Genomic DNA, 20,078 nt, shown 5'->3' on the forward strand with positions numbered 1-20,078 from the left:
ATTTAAGCCACCCATAGTTATGGGTGAATGAATAAGTAGGTAGCTACTCCTTGCAACGGGTATGGCGGATCTACCACCGAAAAAAGGTGATCCGGAGTGGGAGGAGTGGGCAGAGGATATCCTCGACTCCACCGAGTTCGACACCGATCTCGGGAAACGGATCTCGAAAGACGCGTTGCGCATCGCCGAGGGCGAACTCTCGAAAGCGGAGTTCCACGAGCGATACAGCGACGAGATGAAAGCGGAGTTCGGAGTCGACGAACGGCCGACGGAGCCCGCCCCCGAAACCGACACTGCGATGCCGAGGGTTCCAGGGGACCGAAACCAGACCCGCCGGAACGTGTTGAAAGCGATGGGCGGGGCGGCCGCCGCCGTAGGACTTGCGGGCTGTGTCGGCGCCAGCGCCGACGATGGTTCCGAAACCGGTGGGAACCCGGAACCGGACACGCAACTCGGGATGGCGATCGACACCGAGCGCTGTATTGCCTGTCTCCAGTGCTCGGAAGCCTGCAAGGAGGAGAACAACACCGACATCGGCGTCCACTGGCCGTACGTGTTCCGATACGAGGACGAACACGCCGGCGAAAACCGCGAAGACTTCCTCACCCGGCACTGCCAGCACTGTTCGGAGCCGTCCTGTACGTACGTCTGTCCGACCCAGGCGAGATACCGACGCACCGAAGACGGGCTGGTTCTCACCGATTACGACACGTGTGTCGGCTGCAAGTACTGTCAGGTGGCCTGCCCGTACGGCGTCAACTACCTCGGCAAGGACGAACCGAACGAAGTCGTCGGTAACGAGTTTGACGGGGACCGTGTCGGCCGCGACGGAAGAACTGTCGGAGGGAACCCTCCGAAGGGCGTCATGGGGAAGTGTACGTTCTGTGTCCATCGTCAGGACTCCGACGACGAGGAGCTGCAGGGGACGACCGCTTGCGAACAGGCGTGTCCGGTCGACGCTATTCACTTCGGCGACATGAAGGACCGCGACAGCGACCCCCGGGAACATCTCCGGGAGAAGGAAGCCTCGAACCAGTACAAGCTGCTCGACGAGGTCGGAAACGAGCCGAACATCGTTTACATCGGCAAGCGTCCCTCGAAGGACGCCGAGCCGGTCCAAGGACCGGTCTCTTATGAACAGCTCAACATGCGTGACGGGAACTACGACTACGTCGGGGCTCCCGAGGACGCGGCAGCCGAAAGCGAGGAGGGTGATGCCGCATGAGCGGCGTCGAGATCGACCCGGAACGGGTGTTGAAACCGCTGAAAAACACCTCGAAACAGTATTACATACTCCTCGGACTGTTCACGCTCGCGCTGCTTTTGTTCCTCGAGGCGTGGGTCCACCAGATCACCTACGGCGTCGGTGCCGTGACGGGGATCGGCGACTGGGGGATCTCCGGTGGGGTCCCCTGGGGCCTGTACATCGGCGGCTTCGTCTGGTGGATCGGGGTCGCTCACGGCGGGATCGCGATCTCCGCAGCGGTCCGGGTGATCAACCTCGACAAGTACCGGCCGATCGCACGGATCGCCGAAGTGCTCACCGTGCTCGCACTCGGGATGGCCGCGCTCAACATCGTGTTGAGCATGGGGCGACCGGACCGGATCTTCAACACGATCGTCCAGTGGCCGTTCACGGTGCATCACTCGCCGCTGGCGTGGGACATCGCGGTTATCTCGCTGTATCTGGTGCTCACGCTTACGTACATGACCCTCTCGCTACGGTCCGAGATCAGCGCGCTCCGTCACCGGCTGCCGACGTGGCTCGCGCCGCTGTACGCGTTGATCACGCTGGGCTACCGCCCGGACGAAGACGAAAAGATCGAACAGATCCTCTGGTGGCTCGCTGTCGCGATCCTGGCGCTCGTGCCATTGCTTTCCGGCGGGGTCGTCCCCTGGCTGTTCAGCCTCATCGCCGCCCAGCCCGGGTGGTACGGTGCCGCAGCCGGGGCGGCGATGCTCACCGAGTCGATTACCAGCGCGCTCGCGCTCGTGCTCATCATGACCGTCGTGTTCAGATACGCCTACGGCTGGCACGACATGATCGAGGACGGCATCCTGCGTGATCTCACGATCGTGCTCGCGTTCCTCGCGCTGGCGACGATCTGGTTTACGATGCACGACGTGTTGACCGGCTACTACATCGCGCCGGTCAACATCGGCGCGCTCACTGCCGGAATGCTCGAGTTGAACTTCTTCTGGCTCGCGATCGGCGGCCTGGTGGTTTCGGTCGTTCTCCTGTTCGGGATGATCGGCTGGCCGGAGTATTTCTTCAACACCCCACTGCTGGTGGGCGTCTCCGCACTGCTTGCGATAACGATCCTGAACAAGAAAGTGATGTTCGTCGTCGAGGGGCTCATGTACCCGACCCAGCCCCCGTTGACGAACCTCTATCCGACCGGCGTGTACTCGCCGACGCTCGTCGAGTGGATCCTGTTCCTCGGGACGATCATGCTCGCCGGGTTCGGATTCCTCGTCATCTCGAAGCTGATCCCAATGATCGAACTCGAAAAGGAAGAACGAGAACTCCTCAGACCGAACGCTGAAACCGACAAAACGGAGGTGGAATAATGGCACACGAAACCATTCACATCGGGCTGTACGTGATCTTCGGTATCATCATGCTGCCGGTGTACGTGATGATCCTCGGCTGGTTCCTCGGAAAACCCCGAGACTTCCGATCGATCGCGTTGACGTTCGGCTACATGCTGGCGTTCATCGGCGCGCTTGTAGCCGGGCTGTTCGTCATCGGAACGTCAATCTCGCTGCTCACGCCGTACTGAGCAGCTCCCGACAGCGCTATCCACGATCCGTTTTCAGTTCCAGTCAGATCTCGAGAACCCCTTCACGCTCCGCGAGCAGCAGCCCTTCCAGCGTGGCGTCGTTCGTCGATCCCTCACGCACCCGCGGAACCGCCTCTGCGATCGGGAGCGCCCGCGGAGCGAGAAACTCGTTCGAATCGAGTTCACGATCCCCCGGTTCCAGTCCGTCCGCGTATACGTACGCCCGTCGGTGACGTAACAGCCCTGTAGAGCACCACACCGTCTCCAGAACCGCCGTCGACGACGGACGGAACCCGGTTTCTTCCTCGAGTTCCCGGATGGCCGCACCGGTAAACGATTCCCCCTCCTCGACGATACCGGCGGGCAGTTCCAGTTGCGTCTCGCGGATGGTCGGTCGGTACTGTTCGACAAACAGCAGCTCGTCGCCAGCCCTCGCGACGACGACTACCGCGGGGGGAAGCTCCGCCCAGTAGTAGCGTTTCCGCGTTCCGTCCGGCTGTTCGACAAGGTCGTAGCCGCCGAGGAACCAGTCGGTCTCGTACTCGATTCGCGACTCGAGAACGGGCCACTCCGGCTCCCCCGGGAGTTCGACTCGCCGACGGTCGAGGGTTTCGGGCTCGTCGTTCCCGTCGGTCATTCGCGAATTACCTCCGCGTAGTATCGCCGGTCGTCCGTCTCGATGCGCACGCGACCATCCGCCGCTTCAGCCGCTGGAACGCGGTGGGCGAGCGCGCTCACCTCGTCGAACGGCGTGTGGGTAAAGTGCTCTTTGAGTCCGTAAGGGCCCTCCTGGTACGGGTCCGACCGCAGATCGTCACTCGCCAAAGCCCCCGTTAGATACGGGTATCGCCGTTCCGAGACGTCGCTCACGTCGACAGCGGTTCCATCGTCGTCAGTTTCTTCGAGAACCAGATAGTACGGATCGCCGCTTCCGAGATAGCCCGGTAGTGCGCCGAGCGCGAGCAGTCCGACGAGAACGACCCCGACGAGCAGAACGGCGTTCCGGGTGACCGAGCGCATGACTGGGATACGGGTTCGCCGGGGATACGGGTTTCGTCAGACGTTGCAACCGTCGGCGGGTCGTCGACGCCCCGGGACGCGCCGACCGGTTTATGCGTGCGCAACCCCTGAACTCCGACGATGGACGAGTTCCGGTTCGAGCTCGCATTGTGTTCGTACCTGGAGTCCGAAACCGGGGCGATCGTCGCCAGACAGCTCGGCGGGGCGGTCGCCGAGCCGGGCGCGCGGATCGTCGACGTCGTCGTCCTGCAGCCGGGACGTTCGTTCGAACGGCGGGCTCAGTTGTCCCCGAAAGCGATCCCGACGCGGGCGATCGAAAGCGACGTCGGGGCGGGACAGGCAGTACCGCGACGGAACGTGTTCGAGGGGACCTCCCGCGGCCGCCGAATCGTCGAAACGGCGATCGAGGCCGGTTACTTTCAACTCGAACGCCGTGACGGCAAGGCCTGGCTGCGAGCGACCGCAAGATATCCGGACGACTGGTACGATCGGTTGACCGCGATCGAAAACAAGCCGGATCTCGGGTCGCCCGGCGATCTCGACGATCAGATCACACACGACGTGGCGCTGGGACTGTTCGACGAGGTCGTGCTGGCGACCGCCTCCTACGTCACCCGTGCCCACCTCAACAGGCTCCCAGAACCGGTCGGCGTCTGGCAGTTCGACCCGGAGACGGGGGAACGAACTGTCGTGCGAGAACCGTCGCGATTGCCCGTCGACGACCCCGGAATCGAGCCCACAGACCGGCATCCCCTCCGGACCGACGTCGCGGTCGTCGCCCCGGGAGAGAAGCGACGAAAACGGCTCACGATCGCCGAACGCGCCTACGGGAAAGGGTGGCGGCCGTCACTGGAAGCGTATCCCGCGTGTGCACACGCCGACGCGACCGGGGACTGTCGGCCATACTGCGGTCAGTTCGGGCACGTCGTCGACCCGGGAACGGACTGTGGAACGGACTGTCCGTCGTTCACTCCCGGGAGTCGACCGACGTGTGATCCGACCGAAGTCAGGGCGGACCGCTCACCGTGGATCGCCGACCCACCGGGAGCGGTCCGTAAGCAGGCGGGACTGGATCGGTTCATCCCGCGAGAGGGCGATCCCGGAGACGAACGCTTATCGAAGTCAAATTAAGTCGTCGGCGTCTCGCTCGGATATGAGCAAGCTCGATGCGTTCCTCGCCGGGAAGCGACTCGACGACGTCGCGATCTTCGTCAGCGACGCCCACCTCGCGGGTTCGGATCGCCTCACAGAGCTCGGCGAGAGCGTCGACGGCGGCGTCGTGATCGTGGTGGCCGGTGAAAAGGGCAGGCAAGCGTTTTCCGCCGGGACCGGCATGGACGCGATGGCGTTCGCAAAGGAGGCGATGGGAACGGAGGGGACGATCGCCCCGCGGCTCGACGCCGGCGTCTGTCCGGTAGCCGACGGGACGGAGGGAACCGAAGCCGACCACGAACCCGAGTTCGTGTTCGCGTTCGCAGAAGAGAAAAACGAGGAGGTCGGCGGCCTGTACGCGGAAGGGGACGTGATCCACGCGTACGCCCGGTGTTCCTGCGGCGAGTCGTACTCCCACAAGTGGGTCGTCGGCGATCGGGGCGTCTGAGTTACCGTGCGGCAAAAAGCTGGGAGTTACCGTGCGGCAAGAAAAGACGACGGGTCTTTTTGGGTGTAGATGAGAACTCTATATATGAGCACGCAGACGAAACCGTCAGTGTTCGGCGATCCCGAAGCGCTGATACAGGTAATCGGCGCCGTACTGGCGATCGTGGCCGTACTGCTGGTGATTTTAGTCGTGGCGCTTTCGGTCCCGGCCCCGGCGTTCCTTTCGGTGTCCGGACTCGCAGTTGCGGCCGTGGTTTTCTGGGGCGCACTCGTCGCGCTGCTTTACGGCATGTACCGACTGCGGTGAAGCGACACCTCTGCCTTCGAACGTACGCTCCGGCGCAGCGCTCTTGTTTCGACCGTGCACAAGTGTTTTGACGGAGGGTCGCCTATCGCCGGGTATGCCGGAATCACTCAGCGAGATGCTCCGTCGGGACATGGAGTGTGAGGGAGTTCTCGACTGCTTTCACGGTCTGACGGAGTTGGACAGGAACTGCTTTCGGGTACTCGTCGAGAGCGACGAGCCGATGACCGTCGACGAGGTGGCCGCGGAGGTCGACCGCGAGCGATCCACCGCGTACCGTTCGGTAAAACGGCTCTTGCAGGCCGGATTCGTCCAGAAAGAACAGAAAAACTACGACCAGGGCGGCTACTACTTCGTCTATCGCCCGGTCGACGGCGAGGAGATCGCCGACGACATGCAGCGGATGTTGAACGACTGGTACGCCAAGATGGGGCAGCTCATCGACGAGTTCCGCGAGAAGTACGAACAGCCGGCCGCCGAACCCGTCGACGCCGAGCAGTAGTTCCGGACGACAACGTCACTCCCGGTGTTTTCTGACCTGTTTCGGGTGCTCCGCGACGATAACTTTGGTGTGGTCCGGAATGTCTTCGGTGATCCAGGAGTTCGCGCCGATGCTCACGTGATCGCCGACCGTGACGGGCCCGAGTACGTTCGTCCCGGCGCCGATCACGACGTGGCTCCCGATGTCCGGGTGTCGCTTGTACCCTTTCTTCAGCATGTGCTCTTCGCTTTCTTCCTCCTCGAAGTGGAGCGCACCCAGCGTGACGTTCTGATAGAGCCGGACCCAGTCGCCCACAGTGGCGGTTTCGCCGATCACGACGCCGGTGCCGTGGTCGACGAAGAAGTACTCGCCGATTTCCGCACCGGGATGGATGTCGATCCCGGTTTCGGTCTTGGCGTACTCGGTCAGCTCTCGGGCGTACTCGGGGGAGCCCTCCTCGTAGAGGACGTGTCCGAACCGGTACACCAGGGCGGCGTGGACCCCCGGATACGACCGGACGACCTCGAGGTAGCTCTTCGCGGCAGGGTCCCCTTTGTAGGCAGCCTCGACGTCCTTTTTCACCGCCTCCCGGATCTCGGGCAGTCGGTCGAGCACCGCATCGGCGATCGCGTCGGGGTTCCCCGAACTGTGGGAGAGTTCGTCCGTCACGTACGGACTGATCCCCGAACAGCAGATCGAGCCGAGTTCCGTAAGCGCAGCGCGGGTGGCCTCCTCGTCGTCGGTGAGCGACCCGGCGTTCCAGCACCGCGGGAACACCAGCTTCTTCAAAAGGACGACCTCGTCCCGGAGGTGATCCCGGCGCGGGAACCCGGGCGAGTCACACGTCGGAAACGGGCTCTCGTCCGCCTCGTAGGACTCCACGAGTCGCCGGTGTGCGTCCCCGGAGTAGCTGTAGTCCATGTCTGTGTGTCTTTGGGGGGAGAAATATAAATGGGTCAGCATTCGACCCCCGAGTCACCAGCGACAGTGTTCCGAACGTCCGACTACGCCCAGACTGTGTCGTCCTCGGTCAGATTTACCTTGAACACGAGGATTCGGAACGGCCGATCCGACTCGTTTGTGACCTCGTGGACGTCCCCCGGTTCGCAGATGATCACCTCGCCCTCCTCGGGTTCGATCTCCGTGTCGTCGATCACGAGCGTCCCGCCGGATTGGAGGACGTAAAACACCTCCTCGGTTTCACGGTGGTAGTGTGGCTCGACGTGTTCGCCGGGCGGGATCTCGACCACCTGCAGGAGGTTCCCGTCGAAGCCGATCTCCTCCTCAGTCGCGAGGATCTGCTTGCGGTAGCTGTCGCGGTCCTTCCACTCGGACGGCGCGGGTCGTTTCATCGCCTGGAGGTTTCCGGACGAGCCGTTTGAATCTTTTCTCACGTGCGACCGACGGACGCGGTTGAAAGTTAGGGGGACGACTCGACGCGGATTCGCGGACCGTTTTTATCCCCGGCAACACAGAACTCTGGACATGAACCGTCGCGCCGTCCTTGCCGGCACCGGGGTCGCCCTCCTGTCGGGATGTCTGGGCCTTCGCGAAGATACCGTCCGACTCTGTGAACTCAGCGTCCACAACCACACTGACTCCGTTCACACCGTCGAACTGCAACTCCTCGACGGCGAAAAAGTCGTGTACGACGAGAAGCACGTACTCGGACCTCCCACAGAGGGATACGAAAAGGAAGTGTACGTCCTCGGATCGGAGCTCGAGTCACGGGAGGGGGAGTTCTCACTTCGGGTCAGACGTGACGACGCAGACTGGCGAACGGCATCCCTCGCGGACCGCGGCGACTCGCTAACGGTCCGAATATTCACGCGGGAAGCAGAACGGCTTCCGGAGCTCGAAATCGGGTACATTCACAATCCCGACTGTTGACACCGGCCACCAGTCGCTCAAAAACGGCGTCGGAACCACGCGAGATTCGCCTAGAAGCAGCCGACGAAGGATCGCTCAGCCAGTCGTCGAGAGGTAGAACCACCGATTAGTCCACAGCTGGTACAGCGTCACGACAGCGAACAGTGCCAGGAAGCCACTGGTGAGCAAGAGCGGATCGATCGCGGAGAGTCCCGGAACCGAAAGCAGACTCGCGAGGATGGTCAAAAGCGAAAGGATCCCGAGTCCCTGATAGAACTCCGACCAGGTGATCCCGTGGCGCGTGACGACCTCCATGTACAGGTCGACGTTGCGGGCGTTCTGTTTGAGGTGAATCTCCTTCGTCTCGCGGTCGTACTCGACGACCTCGAGGTCGTGGAGCTTCGGGAGGTGCGTCTGGTGAAGCGAGATGTAGACGCTTTCTCTGACGTTCTTCGGGGGTGGCGACTCCCCGGTTTCGTGTTCGGCGATCAAATGCGAGAGTTCGTTGACCGTGATCGACCCGCCCGCGAGATACAGGTGTCGCAGCGCCCGCGTGCGCCGGGGGTTCGAGAGGATCGCGTGAATCTGACTTTCCGGAAGATCGGTTGTGCGTAGCTGCATTGATAGCTCACCACCGGAGGCCGCCGGTGTTCTAGACGAGAGTTCGTCGGACGAGGGTATAGACATGGACCGACTACCGGCGTGATTGCGTTCGAACAAATTATCACCGACAATCGATGGTGAAAGTAGGAACGTCAAACCGGTTGGTAGGTCCGCCGATCCGGACGGTAGGACCGCCCATCCGGGCGGTAGGGACGTCGATCCGGTGCGTCTAAGCACTCCGTAGACGGGTCTATTCGGCCGTTAGACGGTTCTGGGCGATTATTAGCCGGTGGCGTGGGTGCTCGTAACTATCCCCATAGGGGGGACAGTATCAGTCGTACCGGCACAGGGCCATCACGGGTGGCGATGTACCGGGGAGAAAAACCAATGACGGACAAAGAATTCGGACTCTCGCGCCGCAAAGTGCTCGCCGGCCTCGGCATGGTCGGGGTCGCGAGCGCGGGCGCGGGCCTGGGAACGACTGCGTACTTCAGCGACGAGGAGAGCTTCGAGGGGAACACGCTCACTGCTGGCGAGTTCGACCTCAAGATGGACTACCGGATGACGTACCGTGGCGGTCACGGCCGTCTCGAGGAGCTCCAGCAGAACTACCCGAACGCGACGTTCGTGGACGAGGACATGGAGCCGACCGACGAGGACACCGGCGTGTATCTCCTCGATCAGGTCCCTGGCCTGGACAACTACCCGGGTGCGGGGGACTGGGTCCGCGGCGCGAACGGCATCTTCGACCCCGAAACCGGAGAGGGCGAGGGCTTCCAACGAGATGAGCTCATCGACGCGGATGATCTCGAGGAGGCACTCATTCGAATCGGCGACGTCAAGCCCGGCGACTACGGTGAAGTCACCTTCAGCACCCACCTGTACGACAACCCCGGATACATGTGGATCGGTGGGGCGTTGACCGGCAACCACCAGAACGGTTACACTGGTCCTGAGATCGAGGCGCTCGAAGAGATGGGGATCCCCACGGACGACCCGGACGGAGAGGGCCAGCTCGCGGACGCCATCGAGGCGAAGATCTGGTACGACGACAACTGTGACAATATCCACCAGGAGAGAGGTGAAGAGGAAGGAGAGGGCGTCGACGTGATGCTCGTCATCGACACCTCTGGTTCGATGAGTGGTAGCCGGATCGTAAACGCGAGAAACGCGGCCAGTCAGTTCATCCAGAATCTCGGCGCCGACGACCGCGTCGGGCTCGCAACGTTCGACACCAACTCCCGTCTCGACGAGGAGTTGACCTTCGACCACGGTGACGTCGATACCACAGTCCAGGGACTCGGAGTAGGCGGCTGGACACAGATGGACGGCGGCGTCGACGTCGCCAAGCAGGAATTAGACGACAAGGATCGCGGTGTCGACCGAGTGATCATCCTGCTGGGGGACGGCGAACCGAACCGCTCGTCGCGAGGGCAGGATAGCGATGCTGTACAGAACGCGATCGCAGCCGCCCAGGACGCCAAAGACGATGGAATCACCGTCATCACCATCGGGTTGGCAGTCAGCGGGACTGCACAGAACACGCTCATCCAGATGGCAAGCGGCAGCAACGGCACCACGCTCTACTACGACTCACCGACGGGTGATGATCTGGACGAGATCTACGCACAGATCGCTGCGGTCGTACTCACCGGCGAGGCCGTGATCGTCGAGGGCACACTTCGGGAAGTGATGAAGGCACTTGAAGGAGGCATTCCACTGGACGCCAACCTCCAAGAGGAAGATCGCGTCTGCTTCACTAACTCCGTGACCCGCTGTTTCGGCTTCGAGTGGGAACTGCCCACCGACGTCGGAAACGAGGTCCAGACGGACTCCGTCGAGTTCGCGATCGGCTTTGCCGCCGAACAGTGCCGCCACAACGACGGCGAAACCAACCCATTCGCTCCCGAAGTGAACGGCTCCGCATAGATAACTGACCACGAGCGGCCACGCCGCTCTCCCCACTCGAGCCCTCAAAAGGGTGGCCGACGAGGCGGTTCGACGCCGCCGGTGGGAGTTCCCCGTACGGGGATGATACAAATGCAAGACGACAACATCGGTCTGTCTCGACGGAAAGTACTGGTCGGTCTCGGAGCCGTCGGCGTCGCCTCGGCAGGCGCGGGGCTCGGCACCACGGCGTATTTCAGCGACGAGGAGAGCTTCCTCGGCAACACCCTCACCGCAGGTGAACTCACCCTGTACGTCAACTACCACGCGTACGCGGATCAGGGCGAATACCTCGGCGAGTACCTGATGGAAGGTATCGCAGGCGAGGGCGAAAGCGAGGTCGAACACAGCTTCGAACTCGACGACGTCAAGCCCGGCGACAGCGGCCGCAAGAAGTTCTGCTTCTCGGTGGTCGACAACCCGGCGTACCTGTGGGGATGTGGGATGCTCACCGGCGAAGTGGCGGGAACCGGCGGTGGCCAGCTCGCGGACTACCTCACTGCAACTCTTCGCTACTGTCCGGTGGAAGACAGTGAACCAAACGGTGCCCCAGGCGAAGTTGTCGACGGTGACGTTATCGTCGACGGTTCGTTCCGGGATGTGCTTTCGGCGCTCCGGAACGGCGTTCCCCTCGATGCAAACGGCGACGGCGAGGTGCCAATCGAAGACCGTGCCTGCTTCGACGGCTCCGAGAGTCTCGAGGATTTCCAGGAAACGTGCCTCTGTCTGGACTGGGAATTCCCAATCCGGTCCCGGGATCCCGATGCAGAGTTGGACAACAACGACGCCCAGGCGGCCTCGATGGAATTCGACCTCACGTTCTACGCGGAACAGTGCCGCCACAACGACGGCCTGACGAACCCCTGCGTTACGACCCGCGAAGGCGAAGGCTGGGGCAAGGCCGAAGGAGAACTCGAAAACCCCAGCTGGCACGCCCGCGGTATCTTCGGTGACGGCGGTGGCGCCGCGAACCGCGAACTCGACATTCGAGATCCCGGCGACGACCCGATCCACACCGGCGACGAGAACTACGCGTGGCCCAACGGCGAGGCAGTTCCGTTCTCGCTCACTATCGACGGCGGCGACGCGAAGTGGACCGTCGGTGGTAACGAAGTCATGGTCGAGGACGCACCGCTCCCAGTCGCGGATGGCGTCGGTGTGACGGTCAAGACGCGCGATGCGGACGCAAGCATCACAGTCGAGGACGTCACGCTGAACGGGTCGAGCCCGACCGGCGCCGATTCCGTCTCCGCGTCGGGCAGCTCGGCGACGAACTACCTGATGCTCGAAGGCGCGACGCTCCAGGAGGGCGACGTCGTCTCCGGCTTGGTGACCATGTCCTGGAACGCCACACCGGGTCGAGAGGACATCGGGTTCCGCATCGACGTCTGAGAAGACAACCGACGAGCGGCGACCCCGCTCATCCCATTCGGACCCCTTCGGGGGTGGCCGACGAGGCGGTTCGACTCCGCCGGTGGGACTTCCCCGGATGGGGAGACAATCATGACGCAAGACAACCAATCATTCGGACTCTCGCGCCGCAAAGTGCTCGCCGGCCTCGGCATGGTCGGTGTCGCAAGCGCTGGCGCGGGGCTCGGGACGACAGCCTACTTCAGCGACGAGGAGTCGTTCGACGGGAACACGCTCACTGCGGGAGAGCTGGATCTCCTGATGGATTACCGGATCACCTACAACGGTGGGCCCGGTCGTCTCGAGGAGCTCCAGACACTGTACGACGATGATCCGAACTACAATCCAGATGTCAAGGTGAAGGAATACCCTGAGGGGTCCGGAAATTACGTGCTCGATCAGGTGCCGCGTCGCCCGGACTACCCTGGCCCGGAGGGCTGGGTCGAGGCAGCCAACGTGGGTGTTGGCGAAAACGGCAACATCACTGGCTTCGAGCGCGAGGAACTGACCGACGCCGGCTTCCCGCTGTTCAAACTCGAAGACGTAAAGCCAGGCGACTACGGCGAAGCCACGATCAGCTTCCACCTCTTCGACAACCCGGCGTACATGTGGATGGGCGGCGGCCTCCGCCGCAACGCCAACAACGGCGTCAACGAACCAGAACAGGCGACGCTCGACGATCTCGGATACGAAGAAACCACTAGCGACGACCCCGAAGACTTCGCCTCGTGGGCAGAGGACGATGCCCGTTATTACAACGTCGACGGCGACTGGGGTGGCCAGCTCGCCGACGCGATCGAGGCACGGGTCTGGTACGACGACAACTGTAACAACATCTTCGACGAAGGCGGGGATGGAGAGCCAGTCGACATCTCGCTCGTCATCGACGTCTCCGGTTCGATGACCTACGAGATCGGCAATCCGGACAACGTCATCGGCCAGGGTGACGGATCTCGAATCGCCGAGGCGAGAAAGGCGGCGATCGCGCTCGCAAATAACCTTCGCGAGGACGTCGGTGGAACCGGTCTCGACGACCGGCTTGGCGTCGTGACGTTCGGCGGTATCGACGAAGAGGAGTTCGGGCTCACAGACGCGTCCGACGTCAATACTCTCGTAGACGCCCTGGAAGACCTGGAATCGTATGAAGTCGGTCAGGACGATCCGCCGGACGCGCCGTTCGGTATCTCCGGCACGAACATCGGCGCCGGGCTGTACGGCGGACGGTACATGCTCGATACCCAGGGGACAGCCGACAGACGTCCCGTGATAATCGTTCTCGGCGACGGCGCACCAACGTGGTCTTACGAATCTGAACAGGTTGACGGCAGCCCCGAAAGTGGATTCCCGAGTTACAGCGAGTGGCAAGGATGGGATCGTGATGACAAGCTGGATGCGATGGCCGACGTGAACGACACCGTTGCTGCAAATGACACGATCGCAGTAGCCGACGAAATCAAAAATCAAACCGACTACCTCATCATCACGATTGGATTCGGACTCGAGGAGGTTCCGGGAACCGGTCTCGCACGGACGACACTCGTCGAGATCGCCTCACCCGGCGACGGGGACGACGGCAACAAGCTGTTCTTCGAATCGCCAGCAGATGTCGATCTCGTCGCAATCTTCGCCCAGATCGCCCAGGTGGTGTTCGGCGAGAAGGTAATCGCGGAAGGATCGCTTCGGGAGGTCATGGCCACACTGGAGGAGGGCTACGCGCTCGATGCCAACCAGTTCACGGAGGGACAGGACTGCTTCCCGCCGTTGCTCACCCGCTGTGTCGGCTTCGAGTGGTGGCTCCCGACCGACGTCGGCAACGAGGTCCAGACGGACTCCGTGGAGTTCGACATCTCGTTCTTCGCGGAACAGTGCCGCCACAACGACGACCCGCAGAATCCGTACGCCTGATCGCCCATTTCAAGTAAAATTTGGAAGGCAGGCACCCCATACCGCTCCAGAACGCCCGGAACGGGCGTCTGGCGTCCTCGAAAACGAAGCGAGACGAGCGCGGTAGCAACACCCTGACGGCGAGGCGCGCAACGGTACGCGACTCATACATATCCCCTTAAAAGGGGTATCTACAGGCGACAACCCACGTCGGCACCGAGCCCTTCCTCTCGAAGGTCTCGAACCGCGGCACTGCCGCGGGACGGCGGTTCGACTCCGCCGGTGGGAATCCCCCGGGAGGAACCCTCCACGAGGGAAGCACATCATGACAACCGAATCGAACAACTACGAAACGAACGCGATGGGGATCTCCCGCCGCAAAGTGCTCGCCGGCCTCGGCATGGTCGGGGTTGCCTCCGCGGGCGCCGGCTTCGGGACGACGGCGTACTTCAGCGACGAGGAGACCTTCGAGGGAAACACCCTCACCGCCGGGCAGCTCGAACTGAGCGTCACCTGGCAGCAGCTCTACTACGGTGGTCCGCAGTCGAGCCGGTCACAAGATTACGGCACGGCGATGCGGCCGTTCGTCAACGCGTACCCGGATCACGACGGCGACGGGCTCCAGTCGTTCGAGCGGGACGACGGCGTCCACGAATACGTCGACCTCGACGGCTACGAGGATCACGAACAGGCAGCAAAAGAGGGGCGGAACCTCGAGTTCGCCTGCGAGGAGATCGCGACCTTCGACGAGCCGTCGTTCGCTCCGAACGAGGAGAGCCTCATCGAACTCGACGACGTCAAGCCGGGTGACTGCGGTGAGATCACCTTCGGTACCAAACTGTGTGACAACCCGGGCTACATCTGGCTCCACGGCGTGTTGACCGACGAGTCGGACGGCGGACACGCGGAAAGTGGCGGTGCCGAACTCGCCGACAAGATCGTCGCCCGCGCGTGGTACGACGACGGCGACAACGTGTTCCAGGAAGATGAACCTCAGATCGCCGCAGGCTCGCTCCGTGAAGTGCTCGAGGAACTGAACGAGGGGCTTCTACTCCAGTACGACCCAGTCGTCATCGGGGAGTCAGAGGAGGAAATCGAACCTGGCGACCTCGAGGGAGACTGTATTGCACTTCCGAAAGAAGACGACGTCATCGCAAACCTCGCGGAGGGTGACGAATTCACCTACGATGTCGACGGAGAAACCATCGTCATCACCATCGAAGAGGTGTTTTACAAGGACGACGAGCCGACCGGCTTCTCGTGGTCCAGTAACGTCCCGATCTGTCAGGTGACACTGAAGGGCGGGCCCGACGGGATCGCACCCGGCGAAGGTCTCCCGACGGTCTACCCGTGTGCCTACGAGGGTACAGTCAACACGGAGATCAACCCGAACAACAACCAGCCGTACGGGATCAGCAACTTCCGGTTCTTCTACTGTGACGTAGACAACGGGAACGGCGACATCCCGGTCGAGGAGAACGGTGGGCTCTGCTTCCAGCCGTCGAACACCCGGTTCATCGGCTTCGAGTGGTGCCTCCCGACTAATGTCGGCAACGAGGTGCAGGGCGATTCGGTGTCGTTCGATCTGTCGTTCTACACCGAACAGTGCCGCCACAACCCTGACCCCGTGAACCCGTTCGCGGAAGAAAACGGCAACGACGACGAAAACGGCGACAACGGCAACGAAAGAGACGGTGATATCGACGGCGATCAGTCGTAGCTAAAAAACCAATCCACGCCGGCGCTTCGCGACGGTTCGACTCCGTCGGTGGACCTGTGCTCGCGGACTCCGTCCGCGACGCGTGACCGGTGTCACGCGCGCGAGCGGTACGCGACTCACAATACCCCCGTTCGAGAGACGGGGAGAAGCGACCGACTGCTCCGGTCCGATCGGGCCGAAAACGTTGGGGGATCACACCACATGACGAATCAATCGAAAACCGAACTGAAACGCCGAACGCTCCTCGCGGGTATCGGCGGACTCGGCGTCGCCGGCATCGGCTACGGCCAGTTCCGCACCGTAAACCGCCAGCGTGCGTATACACACTACACGTACGCCCAGCCGGACGGCACAGCCCGGGAGAACGGACGCGGACCGATCGCCATCAGCGACGCCGAGGGACCCCGGATCCGGGTGTCCTGGTACAGCACGTACAACGGCCACCTTCTCACCGGCACCCCGACCACGACGACCAATTCCGAGGAGACGTGGGATTACGACACCGAGGACGGCTACGTCGCCGACGTCGACGGCCCGGTCATCCACGTCGACAACGTGCTTCCGGGCGACACCGGCACGGCGAGTATCGGTCTCCTGGCGGAGGAGGCCGACGCACGGGTCTGGCTCCGGATTTCGGCCACGTGTGACGCAAACGACGGTGGGGACGGCTGTCCCCCGCTCGCGGAAAACCCTCTGGCGAACGCCATCGAAACCGAACTGTGGTACGACACCGGAATTTTCGGACTGTTCGGCTGCCAGGGGGCCGAGGAGGGCTCTTTCGGCGAGCCGATCGCCGAGGGCGTCCTGGCCGAGATGCCAACCGCGAACGGCGTCGACGGGTCCGTTTCGGAGGGTCTCGAACTGAACCCGGGTGTGTTGAACAACAGTGTCCTCGAGGAGGGCGACCGACTCTGTCTGGCGCTGGCGTGGGCGTTCCCGACCAACCTGGAGAACGCCAACGATCTCCAGGGAGCCGCGGTCGCGTTCGACGTGGAGTTCCGGGCGGTCGCCGCGGATGATCCGAACAATCCGTTCGCGGTCGAAACCGAGGTGCAGGCATGACAGACGAACGTCGCTCGGAGGCCGAACGCCTCGCCGGGCTGAGTCGGCGACAGATCCTCGCCAGCGTCGGGGCGATCGGCATCGCCGGGGCGTTCACGGGCGCGGGAACCCACGCGTTGCTCACCGGCGAGCAGCGCGTCTCGGGACGGCTCGAAACCGGTGGCGTCGGCATCGGCGTCGAACTCGACTGTGACGGGAATCACTGTTCGGTCTCCCCGGACGGGAGGCTCGCCTTCGGATTCGACGGAATCGAACCCGGAGACACCGGTTCGGTGTCCATCGAACTGCGGGCCGAAGACAACCCCGCCAGGCTCTGGCTCGCGACCGACTGCCCGCCGTCGTACGATCCCCTCGGGGAGTCGCTCCGGGTGTGGATACAGCCGCGAAACTGGAACGGCGTCCCACAGATCCCCGAGCGGGGGACGTGGACCCTCTCCCAGCTAAAGCGGGAACTCCACGACGGGCTCCGGATCGGCGAGGGGTGTCTCGATCCGTCGGATCGCAGGGCAATCGAGCTCGTCCTCCGGTGGTCGTTCCCGTACGAGGACACGGAATCGCTTGCCGGCGAGACGACGGACCTGATGTTCCAGCTGCACGCCGATCAGTGCCGGCACGTGCCCGAGGAGTCGGCGCAAAATCCCTTCGCCGACCGCGCGCCGTGTCCGAACGCGTGTGAACCCTGCACGAGCAGGCTCTCGGAACTCACGATGGAATACGTCGGCACGGCGTCGGCCCAGGTAGCGGTGTACGTCCCGAGTGGGAACGTGGAGGCGGTCGAGCAGCTGTACCCGACGGACGGTTCAGAATCAATCGGGCTGTCGCCTAGCACGCAGTTCACCGTTCCGCTCCCCACGTCCGGCCAGCCAGAAGCCGCGTTCTACGTCGACGGCGAGAAGAACGCCCAGCTCCACACGAGCTGTTCGGACCCGGTCGCCCCCGGAATCAGGGTCGGCGACTTCCGCCTTGTCGGCGCGAGAAACGCAGACGGCGTCCAGCTGTGTCACGACCTCGAATGTGTCGACTGTACCGACGGCAGCGACGTCGGCGGCCTGCTGGTCCAGTACACCGGCGAGGAGGCCGACGTGCGGGCGTACTACCGGAAACAGGGTAGGCAAGGTCCAAACAGCGGACTTCAGGGACTGCTGTTCGAGGGACGGCTCTCCGAGGGGGACAAGTTCTTCCTCGAGGCCAGCGGCCGGGACGGAAGCTCGTCCAGCGGATCCACGTTCGAAAACACGCTGTACCTCCACGTCGACGACGACGAGCGGGAAGTGGAGATCCGGTGTGATCCCGGCCCGCTGTCGGTCGTCGATTCCGGGGATTCCGGCGATCTCGAGGACGACGCCAGCGACTTCGGACTCTTGGCCGCACACGATCCGTTCGGCTTCCCGTTCTGTGGAGGTGGGGCATGAACGTGACCGCTCGGCGGGTCGCAAGCATCCTCGGGGTGCTCCTGTTGATCGCTGTCGTAGCGCCGTTCGTCGTGTACGCGGTTCCCCAGACCGTCGGTGCCGACCACAGCTTCGTGGTGTTGACCGCGAGCATGACACCGGCGATCGCGCCCGGCGACGCGGTGATCGTGGCTGAACGCGATCCGGCCACGATCCAGGAGGGTGACGTGATCACCTTCCTGCGCGGGAACACCGAGGTTCCGGTGACCCACCGGGTCGTCGGGGTAATAAATTCCGGAGACGGCATCGCCTTCGAGACGAAAGGCGACGCCAACGACGCCGTCGACGCCGGAGTCGTTTCCGCCGAGAACGTCCTGGGCGTCGTCGCCGTGACGATCCCGTACATCGGGTACGTCATCCAGTTTGCCAACTCCGAATACGGCTTCGTCGCCCTGATCGTCGTCCCGTTTGGTCTGCTCGCGTTAAACGAAGCCTGGACGTTCTACCGCCGGAGCAAGGCGTCGAATCCCCCCGACCTCGATGCGGACGACGAGAGCGTGCCGGACTCGGCGTCATCTCACGCCGCGGAGGGCACCGACGGTGCTGGGGTGGATTCCGAAAGCGAAACGGAGGGAATTGGGACGACGAACACGCAATCGGCGAACACGCAAATGGCGGAGGCGGATACGGCCGCGAACGCCCCGTTCGTCATGACGCTTCGGACGTTCGAAGGGGCATTCCTCGCGCTGGCGGTGTTTACACCGTACAGCGCCTACGTCGCCTACAATTTGCAGACGACGCTATCGGTTACTGTCGCGATCGCCTCGGGAATGACGCTCCTGGCGGTCACGGCGACGCTGCTTCCCGTCTGGATTCGCCGTGACGCGCGGGGGACGTCCGAATCTGTAGACGTGACCGCGAACTCGGATCTCGGTGACGAGGAATCGCCGGATTCGGACATCGCAATCGGGTTCGACGGTGGCACAACTGTGAGGGACGACGAGCCGGAATCCGAGTGGGTTCCGGCGATGGAATCGGCGGTCCCCGCCGCGGACGGATCCGCGGTTGACGGGGAGGTGAAAGACGATGACAACTAGAGAACTGTTGTCGATCGTGGCCGTGGTGGGTCTGGTGTTCGCGGTCGCCGCGAGCGGCGGGTTCTACACGGCCGCGTTCTTCAACGCAGAGGAGAGGATAGAGGGAACGTTCTCGACGAACGAGACGTTCCAGACGGTCGAAACCGTCGAAACAACCACGAGTAACGAAACGGCAAGCGATTCGAACGGATCGAACGCGAACGACCCCGGAGCTGACGCTCCAGGAACGGGACCGACTGCTTCCGATGCATCCGAACTGGCCGGATCCGACACCGCCGAGACGGGGACGGATGAGCCTTCGTCTACCGATGAACGAGAGGAGTCAGCTCCGCAGACGGATGGCTCTGACATCGAAGGCGACCAGAACGACTCCGAGGACGAACCAGATGGTGTCGAATCTGACGGCGACGCCCAAGAAGACAATGCTGGCGACGACGAGGAAGTCAGTGCTGGCGACGACGACGAATCAGAATCGCAGACCGATCGTGAAAGCGACGCTGAAGGAGACCAGGAGGACGACACTGCTACCGAGGACGACGTCGCTGTCGACGAGAACGAAGACGATGTCGGCGACGAGGAGACTGACGCCGAAATCGAAGACGGTGGCGACGGAACTGAAGGTTCGACGTCCGAGTTCGAGGACGGCGAGGATGCACACTCCGAAACGGCATCCGATGAAACGGACAGCACCGACGACGGCACTGCCGACAGTAGCGATGATAGCAGCGACGACAACACCACAGACGGAGACGGCGAGGTGACAGACACCGACGACGGGGACGATGATACAGGCGATGGCGATGCCGACGCCGAATAGGTGTTCGAAAGAAGAGTCCCGGGCCGGGCGACGTCCTCGCACTCGGCGGTTCGAACGACCCGCGATTTATATCCTCCCCGGCTTTTACCCG

21 protein-coding genes are annotated in these 20,078 nt (G+C 62.9%); 16 read left to right on the top strand and 5 right to left on the bottom strand.

The window, feature by feature from the left end; translation table 11 throughout:
- Positions 1-61: 61 nt before the first annotated feature.
- Genes RH858_RS00100 through RH858_RS00110 form a run of 3 tightly spaced genes read left to right on the top strand, consistent with a single transcriptional unit; the run spans position 62 to position 2,783 of the window.
- Entirely contained in the window at positions 62-1,225 is a 1,164-nt protein-coding gene (locus RH858_RS00100; protein ID WP_259533160.1) for a 4Fe-4S ferredoxin N-terminal domain-containing protein, read from the top strand.
- Positions 1,222-2,571, top strand: coding sequence for an NrfD/PsrC family molybdoenzyme membrane anchor subunit (nrfD, locus tag RH858_RS00105; protein ID WP_259533161.1), 1,350 nt, complete (start codon positions 1,222-1,224; stop codon positions 2,569-2,571). Before RH858_RS00100 ends, nrfD begins: the two co-directional genes overlap by 4 nt.
- On the top strand, positions 2,571-2,783 hold the full coding sequence (locus RH858_RS00110; protein ID WP_259533162.1) for a hypothetical protein: 213 nt from the start codon (positions 2,571-2,573) through the stop codon (positions 2,781-2,783). The genes nrfD and RH858_RS00110 overlap by 1 nt, the downstream gene beginning before the upstream one ends.
- Positions 2,784-2,826: 43 nt before the next feature.
- Here RH858_RS00110 and RH858_RS00115 read toward each other — a convergent pair whose 3' ends face one another.
- Complete coding sequence (locus RH858_RS00115) at positions 2,827-3,420, bottom strand: NUDIX hydrolase (RefSeq protein WP_259533163.1); 594 nt, start codon at positions 3,418-3,420, stop codon at positions 2,827-2,829.
- Positions 3,417-3,803, bottom strand: coding sequence for a hypothetical protein (locus tag RH858_RS00120; RefSeq protein ID WP_259533164.1), 387 nt, complete (start codon positions 3,801-3,803; stop codon positions 3,417-3,419). The genes RH858_RS00115 and RH858_RS00120 overlap by 4 nt, the downstream gene beginning before the upstream one ends.
- Positions 3,804-3,923: 120 nt before the next feature.
- On the opposite strand from RH858_RS00120, the gene RH858_RS00125 reads away from it, so the two are divergent.
- The 4 genes from RH858_RS00125 (at position 3,924) to RH858_RS00140 (ending at position 6,208) form a co-directional block, all read left to right on the top strand.
- Entirely contained in the window at positions 3,924-4,934 is a 1,011-nt protein-coding gene (locus RH858_RS00125; protein ID WP_310560897.1) for a DUF5787 family protein, read from the top strand.
- A gap of 22 nt (positions 4,935-4,956) precedes the next feature.
- Positions 4,957-5,403 carry a DUF5807 family protein gene (locus RH858_RS00130; protein ID WP_259533166.1) on the top strand — a complete coding sequence of 149 codons (447 nt, stop codon included), beginning with the start codon at positions 4,957-4,959 and terminating at the stop codon, positions 5,401-5,403.
- Between the two features lie 84 nt (positions 5,404-5,487).
- Complete coding sequence (locus tag RH858_RS00135; protein ID WP_259533167.1) at positions 5,488-5,709, top strand: hypothetical protein; 222 nt, start codon at positions 5,488-5,490, stop codon at positions 5,707-5,709.
- Positions 5,710-5,803: 94 nt separating this feature from the next.
- On the top strand, positions 5,804-6,208 hold the full coding sequence (locus RH858_RS00140) for a helix-turn-helix domain-containing protein (protein ID WP_259533168.1): 405 nt from the start codon (positions 5,804-5,806) through the stop codon (positions 6,206-6,208).
- A 15-nt stretch (positions 6,209-6,223) separates the two neighbouring features.
- Here RH858_RS00140 and epsC read toward each other — a convergent pair whose 3' ends face one another.
- Complete coding sequence (gene epsC, locus RH858_RS00145) at positions 6,224-7,108, bottom strand: serine O-acetyltransferase EpsC (RefSeq protein WP_259533169.1); 885 nt, start codon at positions 7,106-7,108, stop codon at positions 6,224-6,226.
- An 83-nt stretch (positions 7,109-7,191) separates the two neighbouring features.
- Entirely contained in the window at positions 7,192-7,539 is a 348-nt protein-coding gene (locus RH858_RS00150) for a cupin domain-containing protein (RefSeq protein WP_259533170.1), read from the bottom strand.
- 133 nt (positions 7,540-7,672) lie between these two features.
- Here RH858_RS00150 and RH858_RS00155 point away from each other — a divergent pair, with 133 nt between their 5' ends.
- Positions 7,673-8,077: a hypothetical protein gene (locus tag RH858_RS00155; protein WP_259533171.1), complete on the top strand. Its 405-nt coding sequence runs from the start codon at positions 7,673-7,675 to the stop codon at positions 8,075-8,077.
- Between the two features lie 75 nt (positions 8,078-8,152).
- Here RH858_RS00155 and RH858_RS00160 read toward each other — a convergent pair whose 3' ends face one another.
- Positions 8,153-8,677, bottom strand: a complete 525-nt coding sequence (locus tag RH858_RS00160; RefSeq protein WP_259533172.1) for a hypothetical protein — start codon at positions 8,675-8,677, stop codon at positions 8,153-8,155.
- 369 nt (positions 8,678-9,046) lie between these two features.
- On the opposite strand from RH858_RS00160, the gene RH858_RS00165 reads away from it, so the two are divergent.
- The 8 genes from RH858_RS00165 (at position 9,047) to RH858_RS00200 (ending at position 19,987) form a co-directional block, all read left to right on the top strand.
- Positions 9,047-10,588 carry a vWA domain-containing protein gene (locus RH858_RS00165; RefSeq protein ID WP_259533173.1) on the top strand — a complete coding sequence of 514 codons (1,542 nt, stop codon included), beginning with the start codon at positions 9,047-9,049 and terminating at the stop codon, positions 10,586-10,588.
- A 111-nt stretch (positions 10,589-10,699) separates the two neighbouring features.
- Positions 10,700-11,998 carry a CalY family protein gene (locus tag RH858_RS00170; protein WP_259533175.1) on the top strand — a complete coding sequence of 433 codons (1,299 nt, stop codon included), beginning with the start codon at positions 10,700-10,702 and terminating at the stop codon, positions 11,996-11,998.
- A 111-nt stretch (positions 11,999-12,109) separates the two neighbouring features.
- Positions 12,110-13,921 (top strand): vWA domain-containing protein, encoded by a 1,812-nt coding sequence (locus RH858_RS00175; RefSeq protein ID WP_259533176.1) that lies wholly within the window; start codon positions 12,110-12,112, stop codon positions 13,919-13,921.
- A gap of 304 nt (positions 13,922-14,225) precedes the next feature.
- On the top strand, positions 14,226-15,620 hold the full coding sequence (locus RH858_RS00180) for a SipW-dependent-type signal peptide-containing protein (protein ID WP_310560898.1): 1,395 nt from the start codon (positions 14,226-14,228) through the stop codon (positions 15,618-15,620).
- Positions 15,621-15,821: 201 nt separating this feature from the next.
- Positions 15,822-16,682 carry a hypothetical protein gene (locus tag RH858_RS00185; protein ID WP_259533178.1) on the top strand — a complete coding sequence of 287 codons (861 nt, stop codon included), beginning with the start codon at positions 15,822-15,824 and terminating at the stop codon, positions 16,680-16,682.
- Positions 16,679-18,094, top strand: a complete 1,416-nt coding sequence (locus tag RH858_RS00190) for a hypothetical protein (protein ID WP_310560899.1) — start codon at positions 16,679-16,681, stop codon at positions 18,092-18,094. The genes RH858_RS00185 and RH858_RS00190 overlap by 4 nt, the downstream gene beginning before the upstream one ends.
- Positions 18,091-19,170 (top strand): signal peptidase I, encoded by a 1,080-nt coding sequence (locus RH858_RS00195; RefSeq protein WP_259533180.1) that lies wholly within the window; start codon positions 18,091-18,093, stop codon positions 19,168-19,170. Before RH858_RS00190 ends, RH858_RS00195 begins: the two co-directional genes overlap by 4 nt.
- Complete coding sequence (locus RH858_RS00200) at positions 19,160-19,987, top strand: hypothetical protein (protein ID WP_259533181.1); 828 nt, start codon at positions 19,160-19,162, stop codon at positions 19,985-19,987. Before RH858_RS00195 ends, RH858_RS00200 begins: the two co-directional genes overlap by 11 nt.
- Positions 19,988-20,078 lie beyond the last annotated feature (91 nt).

It is taken from the genome of Halalkaliarchaeum sp. AArc-GB (assembly GCF_031432225.1).
In the GTDB taxonomy this organism is placed as follows: domain Archaea; phylum Halobacteriota; class Halobacteria; order Halobacteriales; family Haloferacaceae; genus Halalkaliarchaeum.